The sequence below is a fragment of the Suipraeoptans intestinalis genome, from assembly GCF_009696485.1.
GTDB classification, from domain to species: Bacteria; Bacillota; Clostridia; order Lachnospirales; family Lachnospiraceae; genus Suipraeoptans; species Suipraeoptans intestinalis.
The window spans coordinates 2233844-2257865 of record NZ_VULY01000018.1 but is presented as its reverse complement, the minus strand read 5'-3'; the positions used below and the strand labels follow the sequence as shown (position 1 = coordinate 2257865).

At 49.7% G+C, this 24022-nt stretch carries 19 protein-coding genes and 1 tRNA gene; 7 read left to right on the top strand and 13 right to left on the bottom strand.

What is annotated here, in order from left to right:
• Positions 1-59 precede the first annotated feature (59 nt).
• From ilvD to FYJ34_RS11180, 7 genes are all read right to left on the bottom strand, one after another.
• A complete protein-coding gene (gene ilvD, locus FYJ34_RS11210; protein WP_154478672.1) occupies positions 60-1736 on the bottom strand; it encodes a dihydroxy-acid dehydratase in 1677 nt (558 codons plus the stop codon).
• Between the two features lie 156 nt (positions 1737-1892).
• Positions 1893-2984 carry a 3-isopropylmalate dehydrogenase gene (gene leuB / locus FYJ34_RS11205; RefSeq protein ID WP_154478670.1) on the bottom strand — a complete coding sequence of 364 codons (1092 nt, stop codon included), beginning with the start codon at positions 2982-2984 and terminating at the stop codon, positions 1893-1895.
• Between the two features lie 178 nt (positions 2985-3162).
• Positions 3163-3888, bottom strand: a complete 726-nt coding sequence (gene pflA, locus FYJ34_RS11200) for a pyruvate formate-lyase-activating protein (protein WP_154478668.1) — start codon at positions 3886-3888, stop codon at positions 3163-3165.
• A 48-nt stretch (positions 3889-3936) separates the two neighbouring features.
• Positions 3937-6201, bottom strand: coding sequence for a formate C-acetyltransferase (gene pflB, locus FYJ34_RS11195; RefSeq protein WP_154478666.1), 2265 nt, complete (start codon positions 6199-6201; stop codon positions 3937-3939).
• A gap of 394 nt (positions 6202-6595) precedes the next feature.
• A complete protein-coding gene (gene yajC, locus FYJ34_RS11190) occupies positions 6596-6901 on the bottom strand; it encodes a preprotein translocase subunit YajC (RefSeq protein WP_154478664.1) in 306 nt (101 codons plus the stop codon).
• A gap of 83 nt (positions 6902-6984) precedes the next feature.
• Positions 6985-8112 (bottom strand): tRNA guanosine(34) transglycosylase Tgt, encoded by a 1128-nt coding sequence (gene tgt, locus FYJ34_RS11185; RefSeq protein ID WP_154478663.1) that lies wholly within the window; start codon positions 8110-8112, stop codon positions 6985-6987.
• A gap of 17 nt (positions 8113-8129) precedes the next feature.
• Positions 8130-9614 (bottom strand): L,D-transpeptidase family protein, encoded by a 1485-nt coding sequence (locus FYJ34_RS11180; RefSeq protein WP_154478662.1) that lies wholly within the window; start codon positions 9612-9614, stop codon positions 8130-8132.
• A 248-nt stretch (positions 9615-9862) separates the two neighbouring features.
• Here FYJ34_RS11180 and FYJ34_RS11175 point away from each other — a divergent pair, with 248 nt between their 5' ends.
• The 6 genes from FYJ34_RS11175 to FYJ34_RS11150 all read left to right on the top strand — a co-directional run bounded on the left by FYJ34_RS11175 (position 9863) and on the right by FYJ34_RS11150 (position 16209).
• Positions 9863-10495 carry a Maf family protein gene (locus FYJ34_RS11175; RefSeq protein WP_154478661.1) on the top strand — a complete coding sequence of 211 codons (633 nt, stop codon included), beginning with the start codon at positions 9863-9865 and terminating at the stop codon, positions 10493-10495.
• 3 nt (positions 10496-10498) lie between these two features.
• The gene (aroC, locus tag FYJ34_RS11170; RefSeq protein ID WP_154478660.1) at positions 10499-11617 is read left to right on the top strand and encodes a chorismate synthase; all 1119 of its coding nucleotides are present in this window, start codon (positions 10499-10501) and stop codon (positions 11615-11617) included.
• Positions 11618-11861: 244 nt separating this feature from the next.
• Positions 11862-12401, top strand: coding sequence for a helix-turn-helix domain-containing protein (locus FYJ34_RS11165; RefSeq protein ID WP_154478659.1), 540 nt, complete (start codon positions 11862-11864; stop codon positions 12399-12401).
• 34 nt (positions 12402-12435) lie between these two features.
• Positions 12436-13509 carry an ABC transporter ATP-binding protein gene (locus tag FYJ34_RS11160; RefSeq protein WP_154478658.1) on the top strand — a complete coding sequence of 358 codons (1074 nt, stop codon included), beginning with the start codon at positions 12436-12438 and terminating at the stop codon, positions 13507-13509.
• Entirely contained in the window at positions 13481-14329 is an 849-nt protein-coding gene (locus tag FYJ34_RS11155; protein ID WP_154478657.1) for an ABC transporter permease, read from the top strand. Before FYJ34_RS11160 ends, FYJ34_RS11155 begins: the two co-directional genes overlap by 29 nt.
• On the top strand, positions 14326-16209 hold the full coding sequence (locus tag FYJ34_RS11150) for an extracellular solute-binding protein (RefSeq protein ID WP_154478656.1): 1884 nt from the start codon (positions 14326-14328) through the stop codon (positions 16207-16209). Before FYJ34_RS11155 ends, FYJ34_RS11150 begins: the two co-directional genes overlap by 4 nt.
• Positions 16210-16407: 198 nt before the next feature.
• Here FYJ34_RS11150 and FYJ34_RS11145 read toward each other — a convergent pair whose 3' ends face one another.
• The 6 genes from FYJ34_RS11145 to FYJ34_RS11120 all read right to left on the bottom strand — a co-directional run bounded on the left by FYJ34_RS11145 (position 16408) and on the right by FYJ34_RS11120 (position 23728).
• Entirely contained in the window at positions 16408-18078 is a 1671-nt protein-coding gene (locus tag FYJ34_RS11145) for a nucleoside kinase (protein WP_154478655.1), read from the bottom strand.
• A 91-nt stretch (positions 18079-18169) separates the two neighbouring features.
• Positions 18170-18952, bottom strand: a complete 783-nt coding sequence (locus FYJ34_RS11140; RefSeq protein ID WP_154478654.1) for a Nif3-like dinuclear metal center hexameric protein — start codon at positions 18950-18952, stop codon at positions 18170-18172.
• 49 nt (positions 18953-19001) lie between these two features.
• Positions 19002-19706: a tRNA (adenine(22)-N(1))-methyltransferase gene (locus tag FYJ34_RS11135; protein WP_154478644.1), complete on the bottom strand. Its 705-nt coding sequence runs from the start codon at positions 19704-19706 to the stop codon at positions 19002-19004.
• Between the two features lie 11 nt (positions 19707-19717).
• Entirely contained in the window at positions 19718-20827 is a 1110-nt protein-coding gene (rpoD, locus tag FYJ34_RS11130; RefSeq protein WP_154478642.1) for an RNA polymerase sigma factor RpoD, read from the bottom strand.
• A 90-nt stretch (positions 20828-20917) separates the two neighbouring features.
• Positions 20918-22696, bottom strand: a complete 1779-nt coding sequence (gene dnaG, locus FYJ34_RS11125; protein WP_154478640.1) for a DNA primase — start codon at positions 22694-22696, stop codon at positions 20918-20920.
• A gap of 27 nt (positions 22697-22723) precedes the next feature.
• On the bottom strand, positions 22724-23728 hold the full coding sequence (locus FYJ34_RS11120; protein ID WP_154478638.1) for a deoxyguanosinetriphosphate triphosphohydrolase: 1005 nt from the start codon (positions 23726-23728) through the stop codon (positions 22724-22726).
• 99 nt (positions 23729-23827) lie between these two features.
• On the opposite strand from FYJ34_RS11120, the gene FYJ34_RS11115 reads away from it, so the two are divergent.
• Positions 23828-23912: transfer RNA gene (locus FYJ34_RS11115), tRNA-Leu, on the top strand.
• The last annotated feature ends 110 nt before the right edge of the window (positions 23913-24022 follow it).

Sequence of the window (24022 nt, the reverse complement as noted above, 5' to 3'; positions counted from 1 at the left end):
CTTTTCAGGATCCCTCTGAACCTCTGCCCATTCTTGCAGGTTCTGCTTTTTGATCTGTTTTACGCGTTTTTCCCCGGTACCTCCAGGATAGCTCCCCGGTTGCCGGATGTGACCATGGCTGCGTACCGGGCCAGATATCCGGTGGTGATCCTTGGTTCTGTCGGTTTCCACTGCTTCCTTCGCTCTTCCAGTTCTTCCTCCGACAGCTTTACATTTAGAGTAAGCGCCGGAATGTCGATCTGGATCCGGTCTCCCTCCCGGATCAGTGCGATAGGGCCTCCTACTGCCGCCTCCGGAGACACATGTCCGATGGAAGCGCCTCTGGAGGCTCCACTGAACCGTCCGTCTGTAATCAGCGCCACGCTGGAGCCCAGACCCATTCCTGCAATGGCCGAGGTGGGATTTAACATCTCCGGCATTCCCGGTCCTCCCTTTGGCCCTACATATCGGATCACCACCACATCGCCCGGCTGGATCCTGCCTCCCTTGATGGCCGCAATCGCATCCTCTTCACATTCAAAGACTCTTGCCGGTCCCTCATGCCGCAGCATTTCTGCCACCACCGCCGACCGCTTTACCACGCTTCCGTCCGGTGCCAGATTCCCCTTCAGCACGGCCAGTCCCCCCGTCTGGGAATAAGGACGCTCGATGGGGCGGATCACGTCTTCATCTAAATTACGGGAAGCTGTGATATTTTCTCCCACCGTCTTTCCTGTTACCGTCATACAGTCTGTATGAAGCAGGCCTTTTTTATTCAGTTCCGCCATCACTGCATAGACCCCTCCGGCTTCTTCCAGATCCTCCATGTAAGTGTTTCCCGCCGGCGCCAGATGACAGAGGTTGGGCGTCTTTTCGCTGATTCCATTTGCAAAATCAATTTCAAAATCCATTCCGATCTCATGGGCAATGGCCGGAAGATGGAGCATACTGTTGGTAGAGCAGCCCAAAGCCATATCCACCGTCAATGCGTTTAAGACGGCTTCCTTTGTCATAATGTCCCTGGGGCGGATATTTTTTCTGAAAAGCTCCATCACCTGCATTCCGGCTTCTTTTGCCAGACGGATCCTGGCGGAATAGACGGCCGGGATCGTGCCATTTCCCTTCAGTCCCATTCCCAGCGCTTCCGTCAGACAGTTCATACTGTTGGCCGTGTACATGCCGGAGCAGGAACCGCAGGTAGGACAGGTTTTTTCTTCATACTCACACAGTTCTTCCTCTGTGATCAGCCCTGCCGCATTGGCTCCTACCGCTTCAAACATGCTGGACAGGCTGGTCTTTTTCCCTTTGACTTTTCCTGCCAGCATAGGCCCGCCACTGACAAAAATGGTAGGCACGTTGATCCTGGCTGCCGCCATCAAAAGACCCGGTACATTTTTGTCGCAGTTGGGAACCATTACCAAAGCATCAAACTGCTGGGCCATCGCCACCGCTTCCGTAGAATCTGCGATCAGATCCCTGGTTACCAGGGAATACTTCATCCCGATATGTCCCATGGCAATCCCATCACAAACAGCGATGGCCGGAAATACCACCGGCGTTCCTCCCGCCATGGCCACTCCCATCTTTACGGCGTCTACGATCTTGTCCAGATTGATGTGTCCGGGCACGATCTCATTGTGTGAGCTTACGATCCCTACGATGGGACGATTCATTTCTTCCTTCGTAAATCCCAGCGCGCGAAACAACGAACGATGGGGTGCCTGCTGTTTTCCTTCTGTTACGGTATCACTTCTCATACTTGATCTCTTTCCTTTCTTTTTCTGATCCTGGACGATCCTCTTTCTGCTTTTAAACTTTTGGGCCTGTAAGCTTATGATTTTTTCGGTCTGCTGTTTTTCTCTCTTACGTTTATGTCTGCCTTTTGGGCCTCTTATCTGTTTGCCTTATACTCTTTACTTTTTTCGCAGTCCTTCCGCAATAAGACTACCCATCTCTCTGGTTCCTACCTGCTTTTTTCCGTCTGTCATAATATCTGCGGTTCTGTATCCCAGCTTCAACACATTCCTGACGCTTTCTTCCACGCAGTCTGCCTCCTCTTCCAGATGAAAGGTAAACCGAAGCAGCATCGCTGCCGACAAGATGGCTGCAATGGGATTGGCGATCCCTTTACCTGCAATATCCGGCGCAGACCCTCCGCTTGGCTCATACAGGCCAAAATCCGACTCTTTCAGGCTGGCGGAGGGCAGCATCCCAATGGAGCCGGTGATCATACTGGCCTCATCCGACAGGATATCTCCAAACATATTTTCCGTCAGGATCACATCAAACTGCCGTGGGTTCTTTACCAGCTGCATACTGCAGTTGTCTACCAGCATATGCTCCAGTTCCACGTCTGCATAAGAAGTCCTGATCTCCTCTGTCACTGATCTCCAAAGCCTGGAGGTGTCCAGAACATTTGCCTTGTCCACACTGGTTACCTTCCCTTTTCTGGCTCTTGCGATCTCAAAGGCCTTTTTCGCTACCCTGCGGATCTCCTCCTCCTGATAGGTCAGAGTGTCTACCGCCGTCCGGACTCCGTCCACTTCCTTTGTGTACCGCTCTCCAAAATAGAGGCCGCCTGTCAGCTCCCGAACGATCATCATGTCAAATCCGTCTTCCGTAATGCTCTCTTTCAGAGGGCAGGCTTCTTTTAGGGTATCATATAAAACCGCCGGCCTTAGATTGGCAAACAATCCCAGCTCTTTCCGCAGCTTCAAAAGTCCTGCTTCCGGTCTTTTGGACGGTTCCAGACGATACCAGGGAGACACTGCAGGATCTCCTCCGATGGATCCCATCAGGATGGCATCGCAGGCTTTTGCCTCTTCTACCATCTGATCGGTCAGGGGCTCTCCGTGCACATCAATAGAAGCTCCTCCCATCAAAAGCTGTCGGTACTGACAGTTGTGTCCGTACAGCCGCGCCACTGCGTCCAACACTTTCATCGCCTCTTCTACGATCTCGGGTCCAATTCCGTCTCCCTTTATGACTCCTATCTTCCAATCCATCTGTTTCCCTCTTTTCTATAAAAATCTATATGCCTGTTATCATAGCGCATTTCCTTTGAGATTTCAAGAATTTAATTTGCTAAAGTGAAAGAGAAACAGAGCCAGCTTCCGGCTATGCCGGAATTTCTGACTCTGTGCGCTTTTTTGGCAGCTTTTCGCCTCCATCGGATCTTGTTTCCTATCTTGCTTTCAGGACTTTTCTTGCGTACTCTATGCTTTCCTGATTGGGAGGCAGGACGCCTTCCAGCGGATAGACCATTCCCAGTTCTTTCCATTTGTAGGCTCCCATGGTGTGGTAAGGAAGCACCTCCACCCGCTCCACATTGGACAGAGTATCCAGAAAATCCCTGAGTTGACAAAGATGTTCCTTGCTGTCCGTCCTTCCGGGAACCAGAACGTGTCGGATCCAGACCGGTTTCTTCTTTTCTGCCAGATATCTGGCCAGTTCCTTGACGTTGGCATTGGTGTGACCGGTCAGACGTCTGTGCTGTGCCTCGTCCATCTGTTTCAGATCCAGGAGGATCAGATCCGTATACTGCATCAGCTTTTCAAACGCTACAAAAAATCTTCCCTGCCTGGTAAAAGGACCTCCGCCGGTATCCAGTACCGTGTGGATCCCTTCTTCTTTTGCTTTTTGGAACAGTTCGGTCAAAAAATCTATCTGTAGCAGCGGTTCTCCCCCGCTGACGGTAATCCCACCGGTTTCTCCCCAGTAGGGCCTATACTTTTTTGCCTGCGCTATCAGTTCTTCTGCCGTGCGCCGTGTCCCCGCATGAAGTTTCCAGGTATCCGGATTGTGGCAGTACTGGCAGCGAAAGCCACAGCCCGACAGGAAGATCACAAACCGCACTCCCGGACCGTCCACAGATCCAAAGGTCTCTATTGAATGTACATAGCCTTCCATCTTCCTTCCCCCCTCTTTTGTCGGCGACACACTGTTTGCTTCGTTTTCCTACATGGATTTATGGCAGGTTCTTGCGATCACATCCAGCTGCTGTTCTCTCGTCAGGTCGATAAATTTTACCGCATAGCCGGACACACGGATGGTAAAGTTGGCGTATTCCGGTTTTTCCGGGTGCTCCATAGCATCCACCAGCTTCTCTGTTCCGAATACGTTGACGTTCAGATGATGAGCTCCCTGTTGGAAATATCCGTCCATGATCCTGGTAAGGTTTTCCTTTCGTTCTTCCTCACTGTGTCCCAGCGCATCCGGGCTGATGGTCTGAGTATTGGAGATTCCGTCCAGCGCCAGCTCATAGGGAAGCTTTGCGACAGAATTCAGAGAAGCTAACAGTCCGTTGGTCTCTGCTCCATAAGAAGGATTGGCTCCCGGAGCCAGCGGTTCTCCCGCCTTTCTTCCATCCGGCAGAGTTCCCGTTGCCTTTCCATAAACCACATTGGAGGTAATGGTCAGAACAGAGGTGGTGGGCTCGGAATCCCTGTAGGTATGGCACTTCTTCAATTTTGCCATAAAGGTTTCCAAAAGCCAAACTCCGATCTGGTCCGCCCTGTCGTCGTCATTTCCATATCTGGGAAAGTCCCCTTCGATCTCAAAATCCACTGCAATTCCGTTTTCATCACGGACAGGTTTTACCTTTGCATACCGGATCGCGCTAAGAGAATCGATCACATGAGAAAATCCTGCGATTCCTGTGGCAAACGTCCGCCTTACATCACTGTCGATCAGCGCCATTTCTGCCGCCTCATAGTAATACTTATCATGCATATAGTGGATCATATTTAGGGTATCTACATACAGCTTGGACAGCCACTCCATCATATCGTCATATTTCTTCATCACCTCGTCATAGTCCAGGTATTCCGAAGTGATCTTCTCATAGGCCGGTCCTACCTGCGCCTTGCTTTTTTCATCCACGCCTCCATTGATAGCGTAAAGAAGGCACTTGGCCAGATTGGCTCTCGCTCCAAAAAACTGGATCTCTTTTCCCGTCTGCGTGGCAGATACACAGCAGCAGATGGAATAATCGTCTCCCCACACCGGCCGCATTACATCATCATTTTCATACTGCACGGAACTGGTGGCAATGGAGATGTAGGCCGCATATTTCTTAAATTTCTCCGGAAGCCGCTGGGAATACAGCACCGTCAGATTAGGCTCCGGGGACGGTCCCATATTCTCCAGGGTGTGCAGGAACCGGAAGTCCGTTTTGGTTACCATACTTCTTCCGTCCTGCCCCAGACCGGCCACCTCCAGGGTCGCCCACACCGGATCTCCCGAAAACAGTTCATTGTAGGCAGGGATCCTTGCAAATTTTACCATACGGAACTTCATCACCAGATGGTCGATCAGTTCTTGGGCTTTTGCCTCTGTTAAAAGATTCCTCTCCAGATCTCTTTGCAGATAAATATCCAGAAAAGCGGAAATCCTTCCCACGCTCATGGCTGCTCCGTTCTGGGTCTTAATGGCTGCCAGATATCCGAAGTACAGCCATTGCACCGCCTCCCTGGCATCCTTTGCCGGTTTTGAAATGTCGTATCCGTAGATCTGCGCCATCTCTTTCATTTCATGGAGCGCCTTGATCTGATCCCGGATCTCTTCCCGCAGCCGGAAATCTGTACTTCTTAAACCATGCCGCTCGCTGTTGGCAAAATCCTGCTCCTTCTTTTCGATCAGGAAATCCAGGCCGTAAAGCGCCACCCTTCTATAATCTCCTACGATCCGTCCTCTTCCGTAGGTATCCGGAAGTCCTGTAATGATCTTACTCTTTCTGGCCCGTTTCATCTCCGGCGTGTAGATGTCAAACACTCCCTGATTATGGGTCTTGTGGTATTTGGTAAAGATCTCATGCAGCTTTTCACTGGGCGTATAGCCGTAGGTCGTGCATGCCTTTTCTGCCATATTGATCCCCCCATAGGGCATAAAGGCTCTTTTCAGCGGTTTGTCGGTCTGCAGTCCCACCACTTTTTCCAGCTCCTTCTCCTCCGGAAGGATATAAGCTGCCGGGTAAGCAGTGATTCCGGAAACCACCTGGGTTTCCATGTCCAGCACGCCCCCTTTTGCTCTTTCTTCCTTTTGAAGCTCCTGCAGTCTGCCCCACAGGCGATTCGTGGCTTCTGTGGCACCTTCCAGGAAGCTTTCATCCCCCTCATAGGGTTTGTAATTTTCCTGGATGAACCGTCTGACATCTACGGTTTCCTTCCATCCTGTTCCGCGAAATCCATCCCATTCTCTTCCTTCATATCCGTTGCCTGCCATATCTGATTCTCCCTTCAAATTGAGATTTGTTATCAATTACAGGGCGAGTATAACACCGGCTTCCCTCTTTTTCAATAGACATTTTAATAATAATTTCCGTTTTTGTTTATGCACTTGATTTTGTACACAGATTGTACGAGGATCTGTACAAAACACTGGTTTTCCGGGATTTTTTCCTGCTTTTTCCCTGCTCTTTTCTTGCCGTTAGACCGCCTGCTTCTACTTCTCCTTCTCCTGTTGCGAGACCTCTTTCCCCAGCCGTATGGCATACTCCAGAGAGGTGCAGGCAGTTCCCTCTTCGGAAAGTTCCTTCACCGCACGGCTGCAAAAAAGGTACGACCTTCAGGTTTCCCTGCAAGATCATACCTTCTCCTTTTCACACAACTGTTATCTATTAAGCCTCTGACGCCTTTTCTACTCTTGCAACAGCCGACTTCTGCATCGGAATACGACAGTTTTTGTTGCTTCCGAACTCTACAATGATATCTTCTTCTGACACATCGATCACCACTCCGTAAAACCCACTGGTGGTCAATACAGTATCTCCTGCTTCCAGCTCTGCGATCATTGCCTGAATCCTTTTCTGTTCCTTTTTCTGTGGTCTCATGAATAAGAACCAGAATCCCCCGAATATGACTACATATACGATAAGAAGGACTCCCCAGTTTCCTCCCAATCCCTGTGCTGCTAATGCGTACATCCTTTTTCCTCCTGCTTTCTTAGATTGTCAATTGCTATCATACACAATATCTCTTATTTCATCAAGCTATTTTAAAGATTTCTCTACTTTCCCTGCATCCCGTCCAGCTTTCTTTTCTTATATTCCCGGTAGTTTCCTGCCTCGATCGCCTGACGGATCTCCTCCATCATAGTATTATAAAAATACAGGTTATGCAGAACACAGAGCCGCATTCCCAGCATTTCCTTTGCTTTCAGCAGATGCCTGATGTAGGCTCTGGAATAATTCCGGCAGGCCGGACACCGGCATCCCTCTTCGATAGGTCTGTCATCCAGCTCGTATTTTGCATTGAAAAGATTCTTCTTCCCGCTGTTGGTATATACATGGCCGTGCCGTCCGTTCCTGCTGGGATAGACACAGTCAAAAAAGTCCACGCCTCTCTCTACCGCTTCCAGGATATTGGCAGGCGTTCCTACGCCCATCAGATAGGTCGGTTTTTCCTCCGGCAGATACGGAACCACCTCGTCCAGGATCCGATACATCTCCTCGTGGGATTCTCCCACTGCCAGTCCTCCTACCGCATACCCGTCCAGATCCAGGCGGCTGATCTCCTTTGCATGGCGGATGCGGATATCTTCAAATACGCCTCCCTGGTTGATTCCAAATAACATCTGGTGGGAATTGATGGTATCCGGTCGTGCATTCAGGCGTTTCATTTCTTCCTGACAGCGAACCAGCCATCTGGTCGTCCGATCCACGGAATGACCGATGTAGTCTCTGTCCAGCGTACTGGAGGGACATTCATCAAAGGCCATGGCGATGGTGGATGCCAGATTCGACTGGATCTGCATACTCTCCTCCGGCCCCATGAAAATCTTTCTGCCGTCAATATGAGACTGGAAATAGACGCCTTCTTCCTTGATCTTTCTAAGACCCGCCAGGGAAAACACCTGAAACCCGCCGGAATCCGTCAGGATCGGTTTGTCCCAGTTCATAAACTTATGCAGGCCTCCCAGTTTTTTTACGATCTGATCCCCCGGCCTTACATGCAGGTGATATGTGTTGGACAGTTCCACCTGGGTGCGGATCTCCTGCAGATCCGTCGTGGCAACGGCTCCTTTTATGGCTGCAGCCGTTCCCACGTTCATAAATACCGGAGTTTCTATTACGCCGTGCACCGTCTGAAGCCTTCCTCGCTTGGCACGTCCGTCTTTCTTTTGTATCTGATACATTCTAACCTCTTCTTCTCCTAAAAATGACAAACCACCGGAATTCCCGCACTGATCAGATCATATAGCTGAGCCGCTTTGTCTGTGGGCATATTGATACAGCCCCTGGATCCGTTGTGAAGATACCAGTCTCCCCCGAAGGTAGGCTGCCAGCTGGCGTCATGGAACCCGATATCCCCATTAAATGGAATCCAATACTGTACCGGCGATTCATATTCGTATTTTCCGTCTTCCAGTTTTCTTCCCCGAAGCACTGCGTTTCTGGTTTTATATGCCACGGTATAAACGCCCTGGGGCGTATTTCTTCCCAGGTTGGGATTGCCGGTTACGATGGGGGATTCCAGAACCACCTGTCCGTTCTGGGTATAATACATCATCTGTGTGGTCAGGTTTACTTCGGCATAGGTGCCTCCTACGTCGTTTCCGGAGTGGCTTGCCGCCCGGCTGCTGTAATTTGGCTCCCGTGTCACTACCGTTCCGTTCTTGATATCTGCAAGCAGCGCGTCATACTCCGCATCCTGATCGATCCTCCAGCCGTAGCTGCCTCCCTCTACCGTCACCACTTCTCCTGTGGCCGTTGTGAAATTTCTCGGCTTTCCCTTGGTGTCATACTTTTCCGCCAGGGACTGCACATATCCCCGGACCGCCTCCTCGTCGAAAGAAGCCTGCATATTGTCGTCCACCTTGACCCACTGGGAGATCACGGCAGAATCCACCACTTCCGTCACCGGAGTCAGGTCGTAGGTGATCTGGGCTCCCAGATAGGTGTTCATGTCCTTGGCCGCCTGGATCACTTCCTTGGAATCGGACAAATACTTGGGCAGGATGTAACAGCCCTTTTTTACCATGTCCAATCTGGGGCGGAACCCGTCGATGGCTTCCCTGACCTCCTTGTTGAACTGCTCCGTATTCACTTCCGTTCCGATCACTTCCGGCGCCACCACAAAATGGTCCACCTGAAATTCAGGATGGGCATTGGCAGACGGCTTTTGATTTTCCGGCTTCATGATCTCCAGACGCTTGATCACGCCTTCCAGTTGGGATTCATTGTAAGACACTCCCACCTTTGCCGTGATCTTCGGATGCTTCCACAGGGATTTTATCCAGAAAAGAGAATCCTGCTCCTTCACCAGCCGGTTCAGCTCCTCTCCCCTTACATATTCCAGTGAAATATCCGCCCCTCTGATTTCTTCCGTATCTCCGTCAGATTCTTCCAGCGTCAGCGCATAGCCTTCCACCTGCTTTTCCATAAACGATTCTACCTGTTTTACGTTTTTCAGCGAAAAATCGTTTCCATTTATCTTGGTATAGAAGAGAAAATGACTTTGGAAATACAAAATAAACCCTGCATATATCAGGCACAGGATTCCCAGCAGGGAGCCCAGGATGATCAGGGTGATCTTCAGTCCTTTCGACATCCCTTTGGCTTTTTTACCTACTTTTTCCACAGATTTTTCAATTGCCTTTTCTCTCCTCCAGTTTCTTCTCTTTCTCTTCCTTGTCATCTATCCATACTCCTTTAGAACCTTACCGAAATATCATAACAATTCTTATTATAGTATGACTACTTTTAAAAGTACAGCAAAAGTGTTTCTTACACTTAATTTTGTACAAAAAGTCCTTTCAGCGGGAGGAATTCCCGCCTCCTTTTATGCTAAGTGAGAACTTTCCCCCTCGATTTTTTCTTTCCTTTTTCCGTAGAATGTACTATTCTGTGTTCAGATAGATTTTTACTGTGAAGGAGGATACCATCTTGCAGATCATTTTAGCCAGTCAGTCTCCCCGAAGGCGACAGCTCCTTGAGCTTTGCGGTCTTTCCTTTTCTGTAAGGACCGCTCCTTGTGAGGAGGCTTCCATCTCTCAGAAGATCCGGTCACAGACGGCTCACCTGGATGCCTATCGGCAGGCGGACCATCTTACAAAAGCCCTGTCTCGTGAAAAGGCTCTTTCCGTCTTCCGAAGCTTCCCCTCCGACGTGGTGATCGGAGCAGACACGGTGGTGGTATCCGGCGACCGGATCCTGGAAAAGCCCGGCGATCCCAAAGAGGCGGAGGAAATGCTGTTATCCCTGTGCGGGATCACTCACCGGGTCTATACCGGCGTCACTTTGCTTGCCCCTTCCTATGACCACACTTTTTCTTCCTTTGCCACGGTAGAATTTTTTAAAGATTCGCCGGCCATGCGCCATATCATCTGTGCTTACCTGCGATCCGGTTCTCCCATGGATAAGGCCGGCGCTTATGGCATACAGGATTTTGGTTCTCTGATGGTAAAATCCATTCAGGGAGATTTTTACACGGTAGTGGGCCTTCCTGTTGGACTTCTGTATCAGAAGCTTCTGGAAATCCCGCAGATACATTTACAGACAGACTTGCAAAGGAGGTAGCTTATGTCTGGATCTACTTATGGACAACTGTTTCAGATCTCAACCTGGGGGGAATCTCATGGAGAGGCGACCGGCGTCGTAATCGACGGCTGCCCGGCAGGCCTTCCCCTCTCTGCCCGGGACATACAGCCATTTTTGGACCGCAGACGTCCGGGCGTTTCCCCGGCTGTCTCCTCTCGACAGGAAGCCGATCAGGTGCAGATCCTATCCGGCGTTTTCAACGGGTATACCACCGGGACTCCCATCAGTCTTCTGATTCCCAATACGGACACGAGACCGGAAGAATACGAACAGATGAAGCACTGCTTCCGCCCCGGCCATGCCGACTTTTCTTTCCAGCAAAAATATGGGATCCGGGATCACAGGGGAGGCGGACGTTCCTCCGGACGGGAAACTGCCGCCCGTGTCGCCGCCGGAGCGGTGGCTTCCCTTCTCCTGAAAGAATTCGGTATTTCCATAACCGCCTTTACGCGCGCTCTCGGCCCCATTCACCTGCCGGAGGGAGAGGAAGATTTTGCTTTTCTCCCCCGCTCTCCCGTTTCCCTCCCTCATGAGGGTCTTTCTTCGAAGGCTCTCTTGCTCCTGCAGGAGAACCGGAAAAAGAAAGATTCCTGCGGCGGAGTGGTAGAATGTCATGTCCGCGGCCTTATGGCGGGTCTTGGGCAGCCTGTTTTCCAAAAGCTGGACGCCCTGCTTTCCCATGCCATCCTTTCTATCGGTGGGATCAAGGGGATTGAATTCGGTCTTGGCTTTGCCGCTTCCTCTCTCCTTGGAAGTCAGTACAACGACTGTTTTTTTGCCGACAACGGCCGGATCCATAAATCCTCCAACCACGGTGGCGGCATACTGGGGGGGATCAGCGACGGGGATCTGCTGCTTTTCCGTGCGGCTGTAAAGCCCACCCCGTCTATCGGTCTGCCTCAGGATACGGTTACACAAACGGGAGAAAACACGGTTTTGTCCATTTCCGGAAGGCATGACCCTTCCATTGTCCCGCGGGTCGTCAGTGTGGTAGAGGCCATGACAGCCCTGACTCTTGCGGACCTGCTGCTTCTTCATGCCTCTTCCCGTCTGGACGCTCTGAAAAAGATCTACAACGCTTCCTTTCAGGATTCGTTTTAACGATTTGTCATCCTGCCGGAGAGTTTTTCGGATACGCAAAAATGTCAGAAAAATTCTCCGGTATTTTTTCGAAACGCCTCCGCCGAGGCCCCTGATTCCATCCCTTTCAAATTTCCAAAACATACGTGAAAAATATCTTTTTTTCATCTTGATTTTTTGCAGATACATAGTATAATGTGTTTTGGTAAAGTTAATAAATACTAAACTCTGTGTTTATTTTTATTTAACACAAAAGGAGACTGTTATGAACATAGGAAACAAGCTTCGTCAGCTTCGGATCGCCAAAGATCTGACCCAGGAGGAACTGGCTGATCGTGCGGAACTGTCCAAGAGCTTCATCTCCCAGCTGGAACGGGATCTGACCTCCCCTTCGATTTCTACTCTGGTGGATATCCTGCAGTGTCTGGGAACCACCATCAGCGCTTTTTTTCAGGAGGACACCAAAGAGCAGGTCGTGTTCCGCGACGAAGACTACTTTGAAAAAGAAGAAACCCAGTTGAACAACAAGACAGAATGGATCATCCCCAATGCGCAGAAAAATATGATGGAACCCATCCGTCTGACTCTGGGCCCCGGCGGAAGCACCTACCGGGACATTCCCCATGAAGGAGAGGAATTTGGTTATGTCCTGAAGGGAAGTATCCGCCTTCATATCGGGAATGATGTTCATCTTGCAAAAAAAGGAGAAGCCTTTTATTTTATCCCAAACCGGGAACACTATATAGAAGCGGGTTCCCCCTCGGGCGCTGTCATTATCTGGGTCAGCACGCCTCCCAGCTTCTAACCCCATACCATTACATGATCGGAGGAAGATTGCCATGTCGCACAAATTAATTGACCTTACACACATTTCAAAATCTTACGGGAGTAATCTGGTTCTGGATGATCTGAACCTGTACATCCGGGAAAATGAATTTCTCACACTGCTGGGTCCCAGCGGCTGCGGAAAAACGACTCTCCTGCGTATTTTAGGCGGATTTGAATCTCCCGATACCGGAAGTGTCGTTTTTGACGGGCAGGATATTACCGACCTGGCTCCCAATAAGCGCCAATTAAATACCGTGTTTCAAAAGTATGCGCTCTTCCCCAACATGACCATTGCCGACAATATTGCATTCGGTCTGAAAATCAAGGGAAAGACCAAGGCTTATATCCAGGACAAGATCCGTTATGCCCTAAAGCTGGTCAATCTGGAAGGCTTTGAAGACAGGATGCCGGATTCCCTCAGCGGCGGTCAGCAGCAGCGGATCGCCATCGCCCGCGCCATCGTCAACGAGCCCAAGGTTCTTCTTCTGGACGAACCGCTGGGAGCTTTGGATCTCAAGCTTCGCCAGGATATGCAGTACGAACTGATCCGCCTGAAAAACGAACTGGGAATCACCTTTGTCTATGTGACCCACGATCAGGAAGAAGCGCTTACCATGTCCGATACCATCGTGGTCATGAACCAGGGCTACATCCAGCAGATCGGAACGCCGGAGGATATTTATAATGAGCCTAAGAACGCTTTTGTCGCCGATTTTATCGGGGAAAGCAATATCCTCTCCGCCACCATGGTGGAGGATAAGCTGGTAAAGATCCTGGGCGCCAATTTTCCCTGTGTGGATGTAGGATTCGGAAAAAATCAGCCGGTGGACGCCGTGATCCGTCCTGAGGATATCGATCTGGTGAAGCCGGAGGACGGCATCATAGAGGGTGTGGTCACACACTTGATCTTCAAAGGCGTCCACTATGAGATGGAAGTCCTCGCCAACAATTTTGAATGGCTGGTCCACAGTACCGATCTGGTGGAGGTCGGTACCGAAGTAGGCATCCAGGTAGACCCTTTTAATATCCAGATCATGAAAAAACCAGAATCAGAAGATGCGGAGGCGGCTACCATTGAAGAATAAGAACAGAAAACTCAAACAGCTTCTGTCCGGTCCCTACCTGTTTTGGATGATCTCGTTTATCATCATCCCCCTGATCATGATTTTTTATTACGGACTGACAGACACCAAAAAGAATTTTACTTTGCTGAACCTGGCAAAGATCACTACCCCGGAAAACCTGAAAGCGCTGGGTCTGGCCCTTTTACTTGCATTTATCAGCACGCTTTTGTGCCTGCTTCTGGCCTATCCCCTTTCCATGATCCTGCGGGATTTTCAGATGAACCAGTCCAGCTTCATTGTGCTGATCTTCATCCTGCCTATGTGGATGAACTTTCTGCTTCGGACGCTGGCATGGCAGAATCTTCTGGAAAAAAACGGCACCATCAATGCCATCCTGCATTTTCTTCATCTGCCCGGCCTGAAGATCATCAACACGCCCTATGCTATCATTTTGGGGATGGTCTATAATTTCCTGCCCTTTATGGTCCTGCCCATCTATAACGTTCTTTCCAAGATCGACAAAGATGTGATCGCAGCTGCAAGGGATCTGGGCGCCAATCCGGTACAGACTTTTCTCCGGATCATCCTGCCCCTTAGCGTTCCCGGGATCATCAGCGGCATTACCATGGTATTTGTCCCTGCCCTTACTACCTTTGTGATCTCCGACCTTCTGGGCGGCAGCAAGATCCTGCTGATCGGAAATGTCATCGAGCAGGAATTCAAGCAGGGAAGCAACTGGAACGTAGGCAGCGGACTGTCTCTTGTTTTAATGATATTCATTATTATCAGCATGGCGCTTATAGCCAAATACGATAAAGACGGGGAGGGAAATGCATTTTGATCCGCAGATTTTTACAACGGTTTTATCTGGTTCTTATTTTTATACTGCTTTACTCTCCTATCGTGACTTTAATGGTTCTGTCCTTTAACAGCTCCAAGTCTCGGTCAAAATGGGGAGGATTTACCCTGAAATGGTACGAGCGCCTGTTTCAGAACGATCAGATCATGAGTGCCCTTTATACCACTCTTCTGATCGCTCTGCTGTCTGCCCTGATCGCCACTTTGATCGGTACGGCAGCCGCCATCGGCATTCATTCCATGAAAAAGAAATACCGTACCGTCATGATGGGCGTTACCAATATCCCCATGTTAAATGCCGATATCGTAACCGGTATCTCCCTGATGCTTTTGTTTATCGCGTTTCGCTTTTCGCTTGGCTTCTCCACGATCCTGATCGCACATATCACGTTCAATATTCCCTACGTGATCCTGAGCGTCATGCCAAAGCTGAAGCAGACCAATGTAAGCACCTACGAGGCAGCTCTGGATCTGGGAGCTTCCCCCCTGTATGCTTTTTTTAAAGTGGTATTCCCGGACATCCTGCCCGGCGTATCTTCCGGATTTCTGCTGGCCTTTACCATGTCCCTGGACGATTTTATCATCACCCACTTTACAAAAGGGCCCGGGGTAGACACCCTTTCCACAAAAATCTACAGTGAAGTACGAAAAGGGATCAAGCCGGAAATGTACGCTCTTTCTACCCTGCTGTTTCTTTCTGTGCTTTTGCTGATGATCCTGGTGAATCTGGCTCCTGACGAAAAGAAGGGCCGGCATCCGGCCGCTTCCGGCGTGTCTAAACGGCAGGCTGTCAGTACCTTCGTGCTGAAAAAAGTGGTGCCGGCTGTTATGATCCTTCTGATCACCATAAGCGGCGTTTTCTACGCCTCCCGCGATAAATTAAGCAGCGATAACCAGGTGATCGTCTACAACTGGGGAGAATATATGGATCCCCAGATTCTGGAACTGTTTGAAAAAGAAACAGGGATCCAGGTGGTCTATGAGGAATTTGAGACCAATGAGATCATGTACCCCAAGATCCAGTCGGGCGCCATCGCCTATGATGTGGTCTGCCCCTCTGACTACATGATCCAGCGTATGATCCAAAATGATCTTCTGGCAGAGATCGATTATACGAACATTCCCAACATTAAAAACATCGGACAAACCTACCTGGATCAGTCCCGGCAGTTTGATCCGGAAAATAAGTACTCCGTCCCCTATTGCTGGGGAACTGTAGGGATCCTTTATAACAAGACCATGGTCACCGAACCGGTCACCAGCTGGTCCATTCTGTGGGATCCCAAATACAAGAACAATATCCTGATGCAGGACAGTGTGCGGGATGCCTTCGGCGTTGCTTTAAAATATCTGGGATATTCCCTGAATTCCACGGATCTGGATGAACTGGAAGCGGCAAAAGCTCTGCTTTTGAAGCAAAAGCCTCTGATTCAGGCTTATGTGATCGATCAGGTTCGGGATAAGATGATCGGGAACGAGGCGGCCATCGGCGTGATCTATTCCGGGGAAGCCATCTACACCCAGTCGGAAAACCCTGACCTGGAGTATGTGATCCCGCAGGAAGGCTCCAATGTCTGGATCGATTCCTGGGTGATCCCCAAAAATGCAAAGCATAAAAAAAATGCAGAGGCCTTTATTAACTTCCTCTGCCGTGCCGATATTGCCAAGATGAATTTTGATTATATTACTTACTCTACTCCGAATGAAGCTGCCAGAGAGCTGATCAAGGATGAGGCGATCCGCAACAGTCCGGTGGCCTTCCCGTCAGCCCAGCAGCTGGAAAACTGTGAAACCTTTAATTTTCTCGGAGAAAAAAACGACAGGATCTACAATCAGATGTGGAGGGAAGTGAAATCCCGTTAAAGCTACCGCCTCTGATGCCATTGATAATATGTATTGCCCTTTCAGGTTTTGTCGTTACTTCATGGGAGGTCATTACTTCATGGGAGGTCATTTCCCAGAACATATTTTATAGCGCCAAAAAAGAGAGCCTGTTCCTTCTGGATAATACCGAGGAAACGGGCTCTTTGGCATTTCATCATAATGACAGCAACAGACTTTTCAGGTCACGGAGAAGCATCCTCCTCCGATAAACTCCCTTAGAAGAGAATTATCCGGAACGTTTTCACTTCCGATCCCCACAAAATAGTCCATGAATTTCAAAAGCCTTTTTGCCTCCAGATATTCCGGACTCTGTCTGTCGATGCCAAACAGATTGGCTTCCACATAAGGCTTCAGGATAGCGATTTCGTAGATCAAAGCAGAATTAAACATGACGTCCGCCTGCTCCTGATAAGGAAAAATATAAGCTTCCTCTCCTCTTCTTACAGAGTCCCACATGGCAATGGTCTTCTGCGCGGACGCTCCCCTAACTCTGGCATCCCGCACGATCCTGCGGATCAGCCTCCCATCTGTGGTGGGGATCCGGTTATGCTCGTCGATATTCAGCTGGGTCAGCGCACTGATATAGATCTTAAACTGCGCATCCTTTGGCATATGCTGTGTCATCTTCGGATTCAGGCAATGGATGCCTTCAATGATCAAGACATCGTTCTTCTGGAGTTTCTTTTTCTGCAGACCATATTCTTTTTTTCCTGTCTTGAAATTGAAGGTGGGAAGATCTACTTCCCTTCCTTCCAAAAGCTCCTGCATCTGTCGGCTAAACAGCTCCAGGTCCAAAGCTTCCAGGCATTCGTAATCATATTCGCCGTTCTCATCTTTAGGGGTATCCTCCCGCTCCACAAAATAATTATCCGCCGCAATGGGATGCGGCTTCATACCATTTGCCCGAAGCTGGATTGAAAGACGGTGCGAAAAAGTAGTCTTTCCGGAAGAAGAAGGCCCTGCAATCAGGATGATCTTCTTTTTTCCATCTTTTGAGATCCTTTCTGCCAGTTCTGCGATCTTCTTTTCCTGCAGCGCCTCCTGCACCAGGATCATTTCCCGGGTATGTCCTCCCGTCACGGCATCATTTAAGTCCGCCGCCGTCTCAATTCCCTGCATATCTCCCCATCTGGTGAATTCCTGCATCACCTGAAACAGTTTTCTGGGCGGCTGAAACTGCGCCACCCTGTCAGGACTGGATTTTACCGGAAACAACAGGACAAACCCTTCTTCATAGGCCTGCAGGCGAAACTGCGTTAAAATCCCTGTTTCCGGAACCATATATCCATAATAGTAGTCTTCAAATTCATTGATGCGGTACAGATTGACCCGGGAAACTCTTCTGTAGCGAAACAGTCTTTCCTTGTCAAACATTCTGTATCTGCGGAATCTGGAAATAGCCTCATCCGTATGCACGGAGGTTTTTTCTATCGGCAGATTCATCTTTACCAGTTCTCGCATCCGTGCTTCTACCTTTTCCAGAAAATCTTTCTCACAGGTTTCCTGATTGGTAAGGGTACAGTAATATCCTCCACTGATGGAATAGTGGATCCTGACTTTATGTCTGTAGGTATGTTGATCCAGATCGTGAATGGCTTTTACCATAAGAAGGCAAAGACTTCTTTGATAAGCATTATAGCCCAGGCTGTCAGCTATGGTCTCAAAACAGATCTCACAATCCTTTGTCAGCCTCTTATGCAGCTCCTGCAGTTTCCCATCTACAAACGCCAGCACGACAGGAAATCTGTATGCTTCCTGAAACTGCTCCGCCACCTCTTTTAGCGTAGTTCCTTCCGGAAACACTTTTGTTGTCCCTTTTATCTTTACCTGATAAACGCCGTTTTCCATCCCATCCTCCTTTCTTTCTTCATCGTCTCCTGCCTTTTCCTTCTCCTTTGCTTTTCTGCAGATGAGAAGGAAGCCTGCGGCCCGGTATTTCCTAGGAAACAAAGAAGGGAGAGTGCCTCTCTTCTGCTGTCACGGTAATGTCGGGAAACATCCTTCTCAATTCTTCCGTAAGGTCCTGCAAAAAGATCTGCTCGATCCCATAATGGCCTGCATCCATCACTGCCATTCCCTGCTCCATGGCGTCCAGTCCGTCATGGTGGCCGATATCACCGGTGATCAGTACGTCCGCACCTTTTTTCAAGGCACTTTCCAGTGCGCTTCGCCCGGATCCGGGACAGATCGCTACTTTGCGGATCTTTTTTTCCGGCCGTCCAAAGGTGCGGATCCCTTCCGCCTGAAACGCTTTCTTTACCACCGCCGCCAGGTCCTTCAGAAGCATCTCCTCCGGAAGTTCTCCCACCTGTCCGATCCCCATCTGCTTCCCTGCCTCCTCGCAGGTAGGAAGAAGGACTTCCCGCCTGACCAGTCTCAGCCGGTCAGAAGCTTTTTCTGCCATGGAGATCACATCATAATTCGTATGCAGCGCGTAACAGGGAATCCCGTTTTCTATCAGATACAACAAGTTTCTGCCCAGAGCCGTCTGGTCTGTGATCTGCCTGAGCGAACCATAGATTATGGGATGATGGGTAAGCAGCATATCTGCTCCTGCTTCCTTTGCTCTTTGGATTGTTTCCCCTACCGCGTCTACCGCCACATAGATATACTTGACCTCTCTTGTTGTCCTTCCCGTCAAAAGACCAACATTGTCTCCTTCCATCCCATACGCCCTGTCGTATGCTTTCTCGATCTCTTCTATGATCTTGCTGCAAAGCATCTTTTGTTCCTCCTTATGTCCTTCCTTCCCTGTCACTTTCGCAGTATCTTCAGATGTCCACTCCGTAACAGGACAGCGCCTGCACCACAAGCTCGATTTCTTCCTCCAGACAGGCCAGCCTTTTCTTTGCACGAGCACTTTCTTTTTCTTTGAAAAGTTCCCTGCGGATCTCTGTTTTTATCCGGTACTCTCTCTCCAGGAACCGCCTCAGCACAGGATGCCGACCGGCAAGCAGTCTTCTTCCATACTGCAGCTCCAGCGGCGACAGACAGCTTTCTTTTCCATGCTCCACCTTTAGGATGGGATAAAATTTCCCGTCTTCTTCCACCATATCTTCTTTTGTCACCTGCATCTGCCGCTCTTCCAGATATTTTCTGACTTCTGCCATCTGCGACTGTGGCTGAAGGATACAGGTTTTCAGCTCTTTAACCCGGTCTCTTCCCTGCTCCAGGATCCGGATCATAAGAGGGCCTCCCATCCCCGCTGCCACCATAGTATCTGCCTCGCCCGGCTTCAGCTGCTCCAGCCCGTCTGACAGTCGGAGTTCTATCCGGTCTTCATATCCATACTGCCTGACATGTTCTCTTGCACGTTCCAAGGGACCCTTTCCCACATCCATGGCAACGACCCGCCTTGCCAGCCGATGCTCTGTCAAATAAATGGGAATGTAGGCATGATCTGTCCCTATATCCGCCACTGCCGCCTGCGGCGGGACCATATCCGCCACTGCCTGCAGTCTTTTTGATAATTCCATAAATCCTCTCTTTAATCCAGATAGTCTCTCAGCTTCCTGCTGCGGCTTGGATGGCGAAGCTTGCGAAGGGCCTTTGCCTCGATCTGCCGGATCCGCTCTCTGGTTACGTCAAACTCTTTTCCTACTTCCTCCAGCGTTCTGGCCCTCCCGTCATTCATTCCAAATCTCAGGCGCAGAACCTTCTGCTCTCTCTCTGTCAGGGTATCCAGTACCTCGTCCAGCTGCTCCTTCAGAAGCGTCTGCGCTGCCGCCTCTGCCGGCACCGGAACGTTGTCATCCTGGATAAAATCTCCCAGATGGCTGTCTTCTTCTTCTCCGATCGGAGTCTCCAAAGACACCGGCTCCTGAGAAATTTTCAGGATCTCCCTGACCTTTTCTACCGGTACATCCATATGCTCCGCAATCTCTTCCGGAGACGGTTCTCTTCCCAGTTCCTGCAGCAGCTGCCTGGATACCCGGATCAGCTTGTTGATCGTCTCCACCATATGCACCGGGATCCGGATGGTTCTTGCCTGGTCTGCGATAGCCCTTGTGATCGCCTGTCTGATCCACCAGGTGGCATAGGTACTGAACTTAAAGCCCTTATGATAGTCAAACTTTTCTACCGCCTTGATCAGTCCCAGGTTTCCCTCCTGGATCAGATCCAGAAACAGCATTCCTCTTCCCACATATCTCTTGGCAATGCTGACTACCAGACGAAGGTTGGCTTCCGCCAGTCTTTTCTTTGCTTCCTCGTCTCCGTCCGCCATCCTTTTGGCAAGCTCTACTTCTTCTTCCGCCGTCAAAAGAGGCACCTTCCCGATCTCTTTTAAGTACATGCGCACCGGGTCTTCAATGCTGATCCCGTCCGGTACAGACAGGTCGATCTTCTCAACGTCTACCTCTTCTTCCTCGCTGATCTCCAGCTCCACCGCGTCAATATCATCATCGCTACTGATCCGCAGCACATCGATGTTGTTGACCTCCAGGTATTCAAACACCTTTTCCATCTGGTCGGATTCCAACTCCATATCCGCAAAAAAATCATTGATCTCCTGGATCTCCAGAATGCTTTTTTTCTTTTTTCCCAGTGCTACCAGATCTTTCAGCTTCTCTAAAAATTTTACTGCCTGCTCGTCCATTTTATCTACCTCCGTCTATCTTCTCTCATCCATCTCTATTTCTGCCACAAAGTATTATGATTGTATCAAAAAACTCCCTGGAATGCCAGCTTAAGATTCCAGCCGTATCGTGATCTTTTCCATCTTCTGCAGCTGCCTTCTGGCCTCCACCAGCCGCTGGAGTCCCGCCATATCGGTGGGATCCAGGGCTTTTGTCGCCTCATCCAGACTGTTCTGCTTGATTCGCAGCACCATCTCTCCCAATGCTTTTTCCTGCTCCTGCACCGTATGCAGCTGGTTCAGTTTGGTGTGAAACAAGGCAGCTACCTGCCGGTGCTCCTCCTCTTCCGTAAAATGATTAATCAGCCTTGCCGGATTCAGCTGCCCTTCCTCATACTGCCGGTAGATCATTTCTGCCACCGTTTTGTAAAGCTCTCCGGAAAAATCTTCCGGCTTCAGATATTCCTTCACCTGTCTGTATATGGAAACATTCTCCGTCATCCAGGTAAGTAGGGCTTTTTGCGATTGCAGAAGACCGTTTTCTTTTTCTGTCACACTTTTTCTGGCCGACTTAGCCCGAAGCACCGGTCTGGCCAAGCCCATCTGAATCGCCTGTTTTTCCATCAGGCTTCTGAGATGCTCCGCTTTTACCCCATATTTTTTAGCCACTGCATCCACATAATAATTTCTCTCGATCTCCTCCTCAAACTCTGTCAGTCTCTTTGCCGTTTCCCGCATAAACTGGGTCTTTCCTTCCGGAGAATCCATGTCATAGTCCCCTTCTGATGCGGTAATGGAAAAGAGAAATCCGTTTTCCGCATCCCGGATCCTTTCTTCAAAGGCCTTTGCCCCCTTATTTTTTATGAATTCATCCGGATCCTTATAGGGATTTAAACGTACCACTTTTACGGAAAGCCCCGCCTCCTTCAGGATGGGCATGGCACGCAGCGTTGCCCGAACTCCTGCCGGGTCACTGTCATAAATCAGGTAGACTTCTTTTACATATCTGCGGATCAAAGAGGCGTGCCCCACCGTCAGCGCCGTTCCCAGGGAGGCTACTGCATTGGTAAATCCCGCCTGATGCAAAGCGATCACATCCATATACCCCTCACACAGGAGAAAATACGATTCTCTGGTGCTTTTTGCCCGGTTCAACCCGTAAAGATTCCTGCTCTTGTCAAAAATGAGCGTTTCCGGAGAATTCAGGTATTTGGGAGTTCCGTCCCCCATGACTCTGCCACCGAATCCGATCACCCGATGGTTGGCGTTCATAATGGGAAACATGACCCGGTTCCAAAATCTATCGTTGGCTCCCCTCTTTTCATCTACTGTGATCAGCCCCGCCTTGGCGATCATCTCGTCCGCATAGCCTTTGCCCTTCAGATATTGATACAGGTGGCTGCTGTATTTCCCTGCATATCCAAGCCCAAACACATTCATGGTATCATCCGAAAGCCCCCGGTTTTTCAGGTAAGACAGAGCTGTTTCCCCCTCCCGATTCCGAAGCTTGAAGTAATAGTAACCGGCTGCTGCCTTCTGTATTTCCAAAAGTGTTTCTTTTTCGTTGGCTCTTTCTCTGTCTTTTTCGGAATACTCCTGCTTCGGCAGATCTACCCCTGCTCGTTTCGCCAGTTCCTCCAGCGCCTCTAGGAAGGAATAATTTTCGTATTCCATCAGGAAGGAAAATACATTCCCTCCCGCCCCGCAGCCAAAGCAATAGTACATCTGCTTGTAGCCGCTGACAGAAAAGGAAGGCGTCTTTTCGTTGTGAAATGGGCACAATCCAAAATAGTCTCTTCCTTTTTTTGTCAGTTTCACATAGCCGGATACCACATCTACGATGTCATTTTTAGACCGCACTTCCTCTACGATATCGTCTGAATAATACAAAGCTGTCCTCCTGTCTATAGAGTTCCCTCAGATCTTCCAGACCTTTGGGACGAAATAAGTTTCAAACTGTTTGATGGCGTAGCTGTCTGTCATCCCTGTGATATAGTCGCAGACTGCCTGTTCTTTCGGCACTCCCTTCTCCATCATCTGCAGATACAGGGACGGAAGAAGCGTCTCCTGTTTTAAATAGTATTCATACAGACTGGTCACCAGATGGATCGCTTTCGCCTCTTCCCCCTTTGCCTGGGGATTCAGATACACCTGTTCAAACATAAACCGGCGGAGACGTCTGGTAGCTTCCATCACCTCCGGCGACATGGAGATCCTGTCTTTTCCCATACTGCTGGTGATCACATTATGGACCATGGTGTCAAGTCTCGCCCTTATACTTTTCCCCAGGATCTCCGTGCATTCCCTGGGCAGATCTTCCTCTGTCAGGATCCCGCCCCGGATAGCGTCATCAATATCATGGTTCAGATAGGCGATCTTATCCGACAGCTGTACTACCTGGCCCTCCAGGGTACCGGGCGAACCGCTGGTTTTGTGATGTAAGATCCCGTCCCGTACCTCCCACGCCAGATTCAGTCCCTTGCCTTCCTTTTCCAGACATTCCACTACTCGCACGCTCTGCCGATTATGCTGAAATCCCAGGGAGCATACTTCATCCAGCGCCCTTTCTCCCGCGTGCCCAAAGGGAGGATGCCCCAGATCATGCCCCAGCGCAATGGCCTCTGTAAGATCTTCATTGAGACGCAGCGCCTTGGCTATGGTTCTTGCGTTTTGGGAAACCTCCAGGGTATGGGTCAGCCTCGTCCTGTAGTGGTCTCCCTCCGGCATGAGGAATACCTGTGTCTTTTGTTTCATTCTGCGAAAAGACTTACAGTGCAGGATCCTGTCCCTGTCTCTTTGGAAGATCGGCCGGATATCACACTCCTCTTCCTCTCTTTCTCTGCCTCTGGATCTGGCGCTTTTAGCGGCATATGGGCTCAAATACTCTTCTTCCCAAAGCTCCATCTGCTCACGTATGGTCATCTCTTTCATCTCCTTCTGGTCGTGATGGATTTCCCTAGATTTTTAGTTGACTTTTCATTTTCAATGTAGTATTATGTTTTTCGGACAGCAATTGTCTATGCGGAAGTGTCGGAACTGGCAGACGAGCAAGACTAAGGATCTTGTAAGCAATGCGCTTGTGTGGGTTCAAGTCCCATCTTCCGCATTTTTTATTTGTCTATTTTGATCCAAAAGCCCTTGATTTTCAAGGGCTTTTTTTGTTTCATAGGAAATTTCGTCCTATGGGACAAAAATGCTCCGCAAAGATTCTTCCGC

Excerpts from the sequence above, each read along its gene's own strand:
- ilvD (WP_154478672.1), bottom strand. The coding sequence starts at position 1,736 with ATGAGAAGTGATACCGTAACAGAAGGAAAACAGCAGGCACCCCATCGT.
- leuB (WP_154478670.1), bottom strand. The coding sequence starts at position 2,984 with ATGGATTGGAAGATAGGAGTCATAAAGGGAGACGGAATTGGACCCGAG.
- pflA (WP_154478668.1), bottom strand. The coding sequence starts at position 3,888 with ATGGAAGGCTATGTACATTCAATAGAGACCTTTGGATCTGTGGACGGT.
- pflB (WP_154478666.1), bottom strand. The coding sequence starts at position 6,201 with ATGGCAGGCAACGGATATGAAGGAAGAGAATGGGATGGATTTCGCGGA.
- yajC (WP_154478664.1), bottom strand. The coding sequence starts at position 6,901 with ATGTACGCATTAGCAGCACAGGGATTGGGAGGAAACTGGGGAGTCCTT.
- tgt (WP_154478663.1), bottom strand. The coding sequence starts at position 8,112 with ATGTATCAGATACAAAAGAAAGACGGACGTGCCAAGCGAGGAAGGCTT.
- FYJ34_RS11180 (WP_154478662.1), bottom strand. The coding sequence starts at position 9,614 with ATGACAAGGAAGAGAAAGAGAAGAAACTGGAGGAGAGAAAAGGCAATT.
- aroC (WP_154478660.1), top strand. The coding sequence starts at position 10,499 with ATGTCTGGATCTACTTATGGACAACTGTTTCAGATCTCAACCTGGGGG.
- FYJ34_RS11165 (WP_154478659.1), top strand. The coding sequence starts at position 11,862 with ATGAACATAGGAAACAAGCTTCGTCAGCTTCGGATCGCCAAAGATCTG.
- FYJ34_RS11160 (WP_154478658.1), top strand. The coding sequence starts at position 12,436 with ATGTCGCACAAATTAATTGACCTTACACACATTTCAAAATCTTACGGG.
- FYJ34_RS11155 (WP_154478657.1), top strand. The coding sequence starts at position 13,481 with ATGCGGAGGCGGCTACCATTGAAGAATAAGAACAGAAAACTCAAACAG.
- FYJ34_RS11145 (WP_154478655.1), bottom strand. The coding sequence starts at position 18,078 with ATGGAAAACGGCGTTTATCAGGTAAAGATAAAAGGGACAACAAAAGTG.
- FYJ34_RS11140 (WP_154478654.1), bottom strand. The coding sequence starts at position 18,952 with ATGCTTTGCAGCAAGATCATAGAAGAGATCGAGAAAGCATACGACAGG.
- FYJ34_RS11135 (WP_154478644.1), bottom strand. The coding sequence starts at position 19,706 with ATGGAATTATCAAAAAGACTGCAGGCAGTGGCGGATATGGTCCCGCCG.
- rpoD (WP_154478642.1), bottom strand. The coding sequence starts at position 20,827 with ATGGACGAGCAGGCAGTAAAATTTTTAGAGAAGCTGAAAGATCTGGTA.
- FYJ34_RS11120 (WP_154478638.1), bottom strand. The coding sequence starts at position 23,728 with ATGACCATACGTGAGCAGATGGAGCTTTGGGAAGAAGAGTATTTGAGC.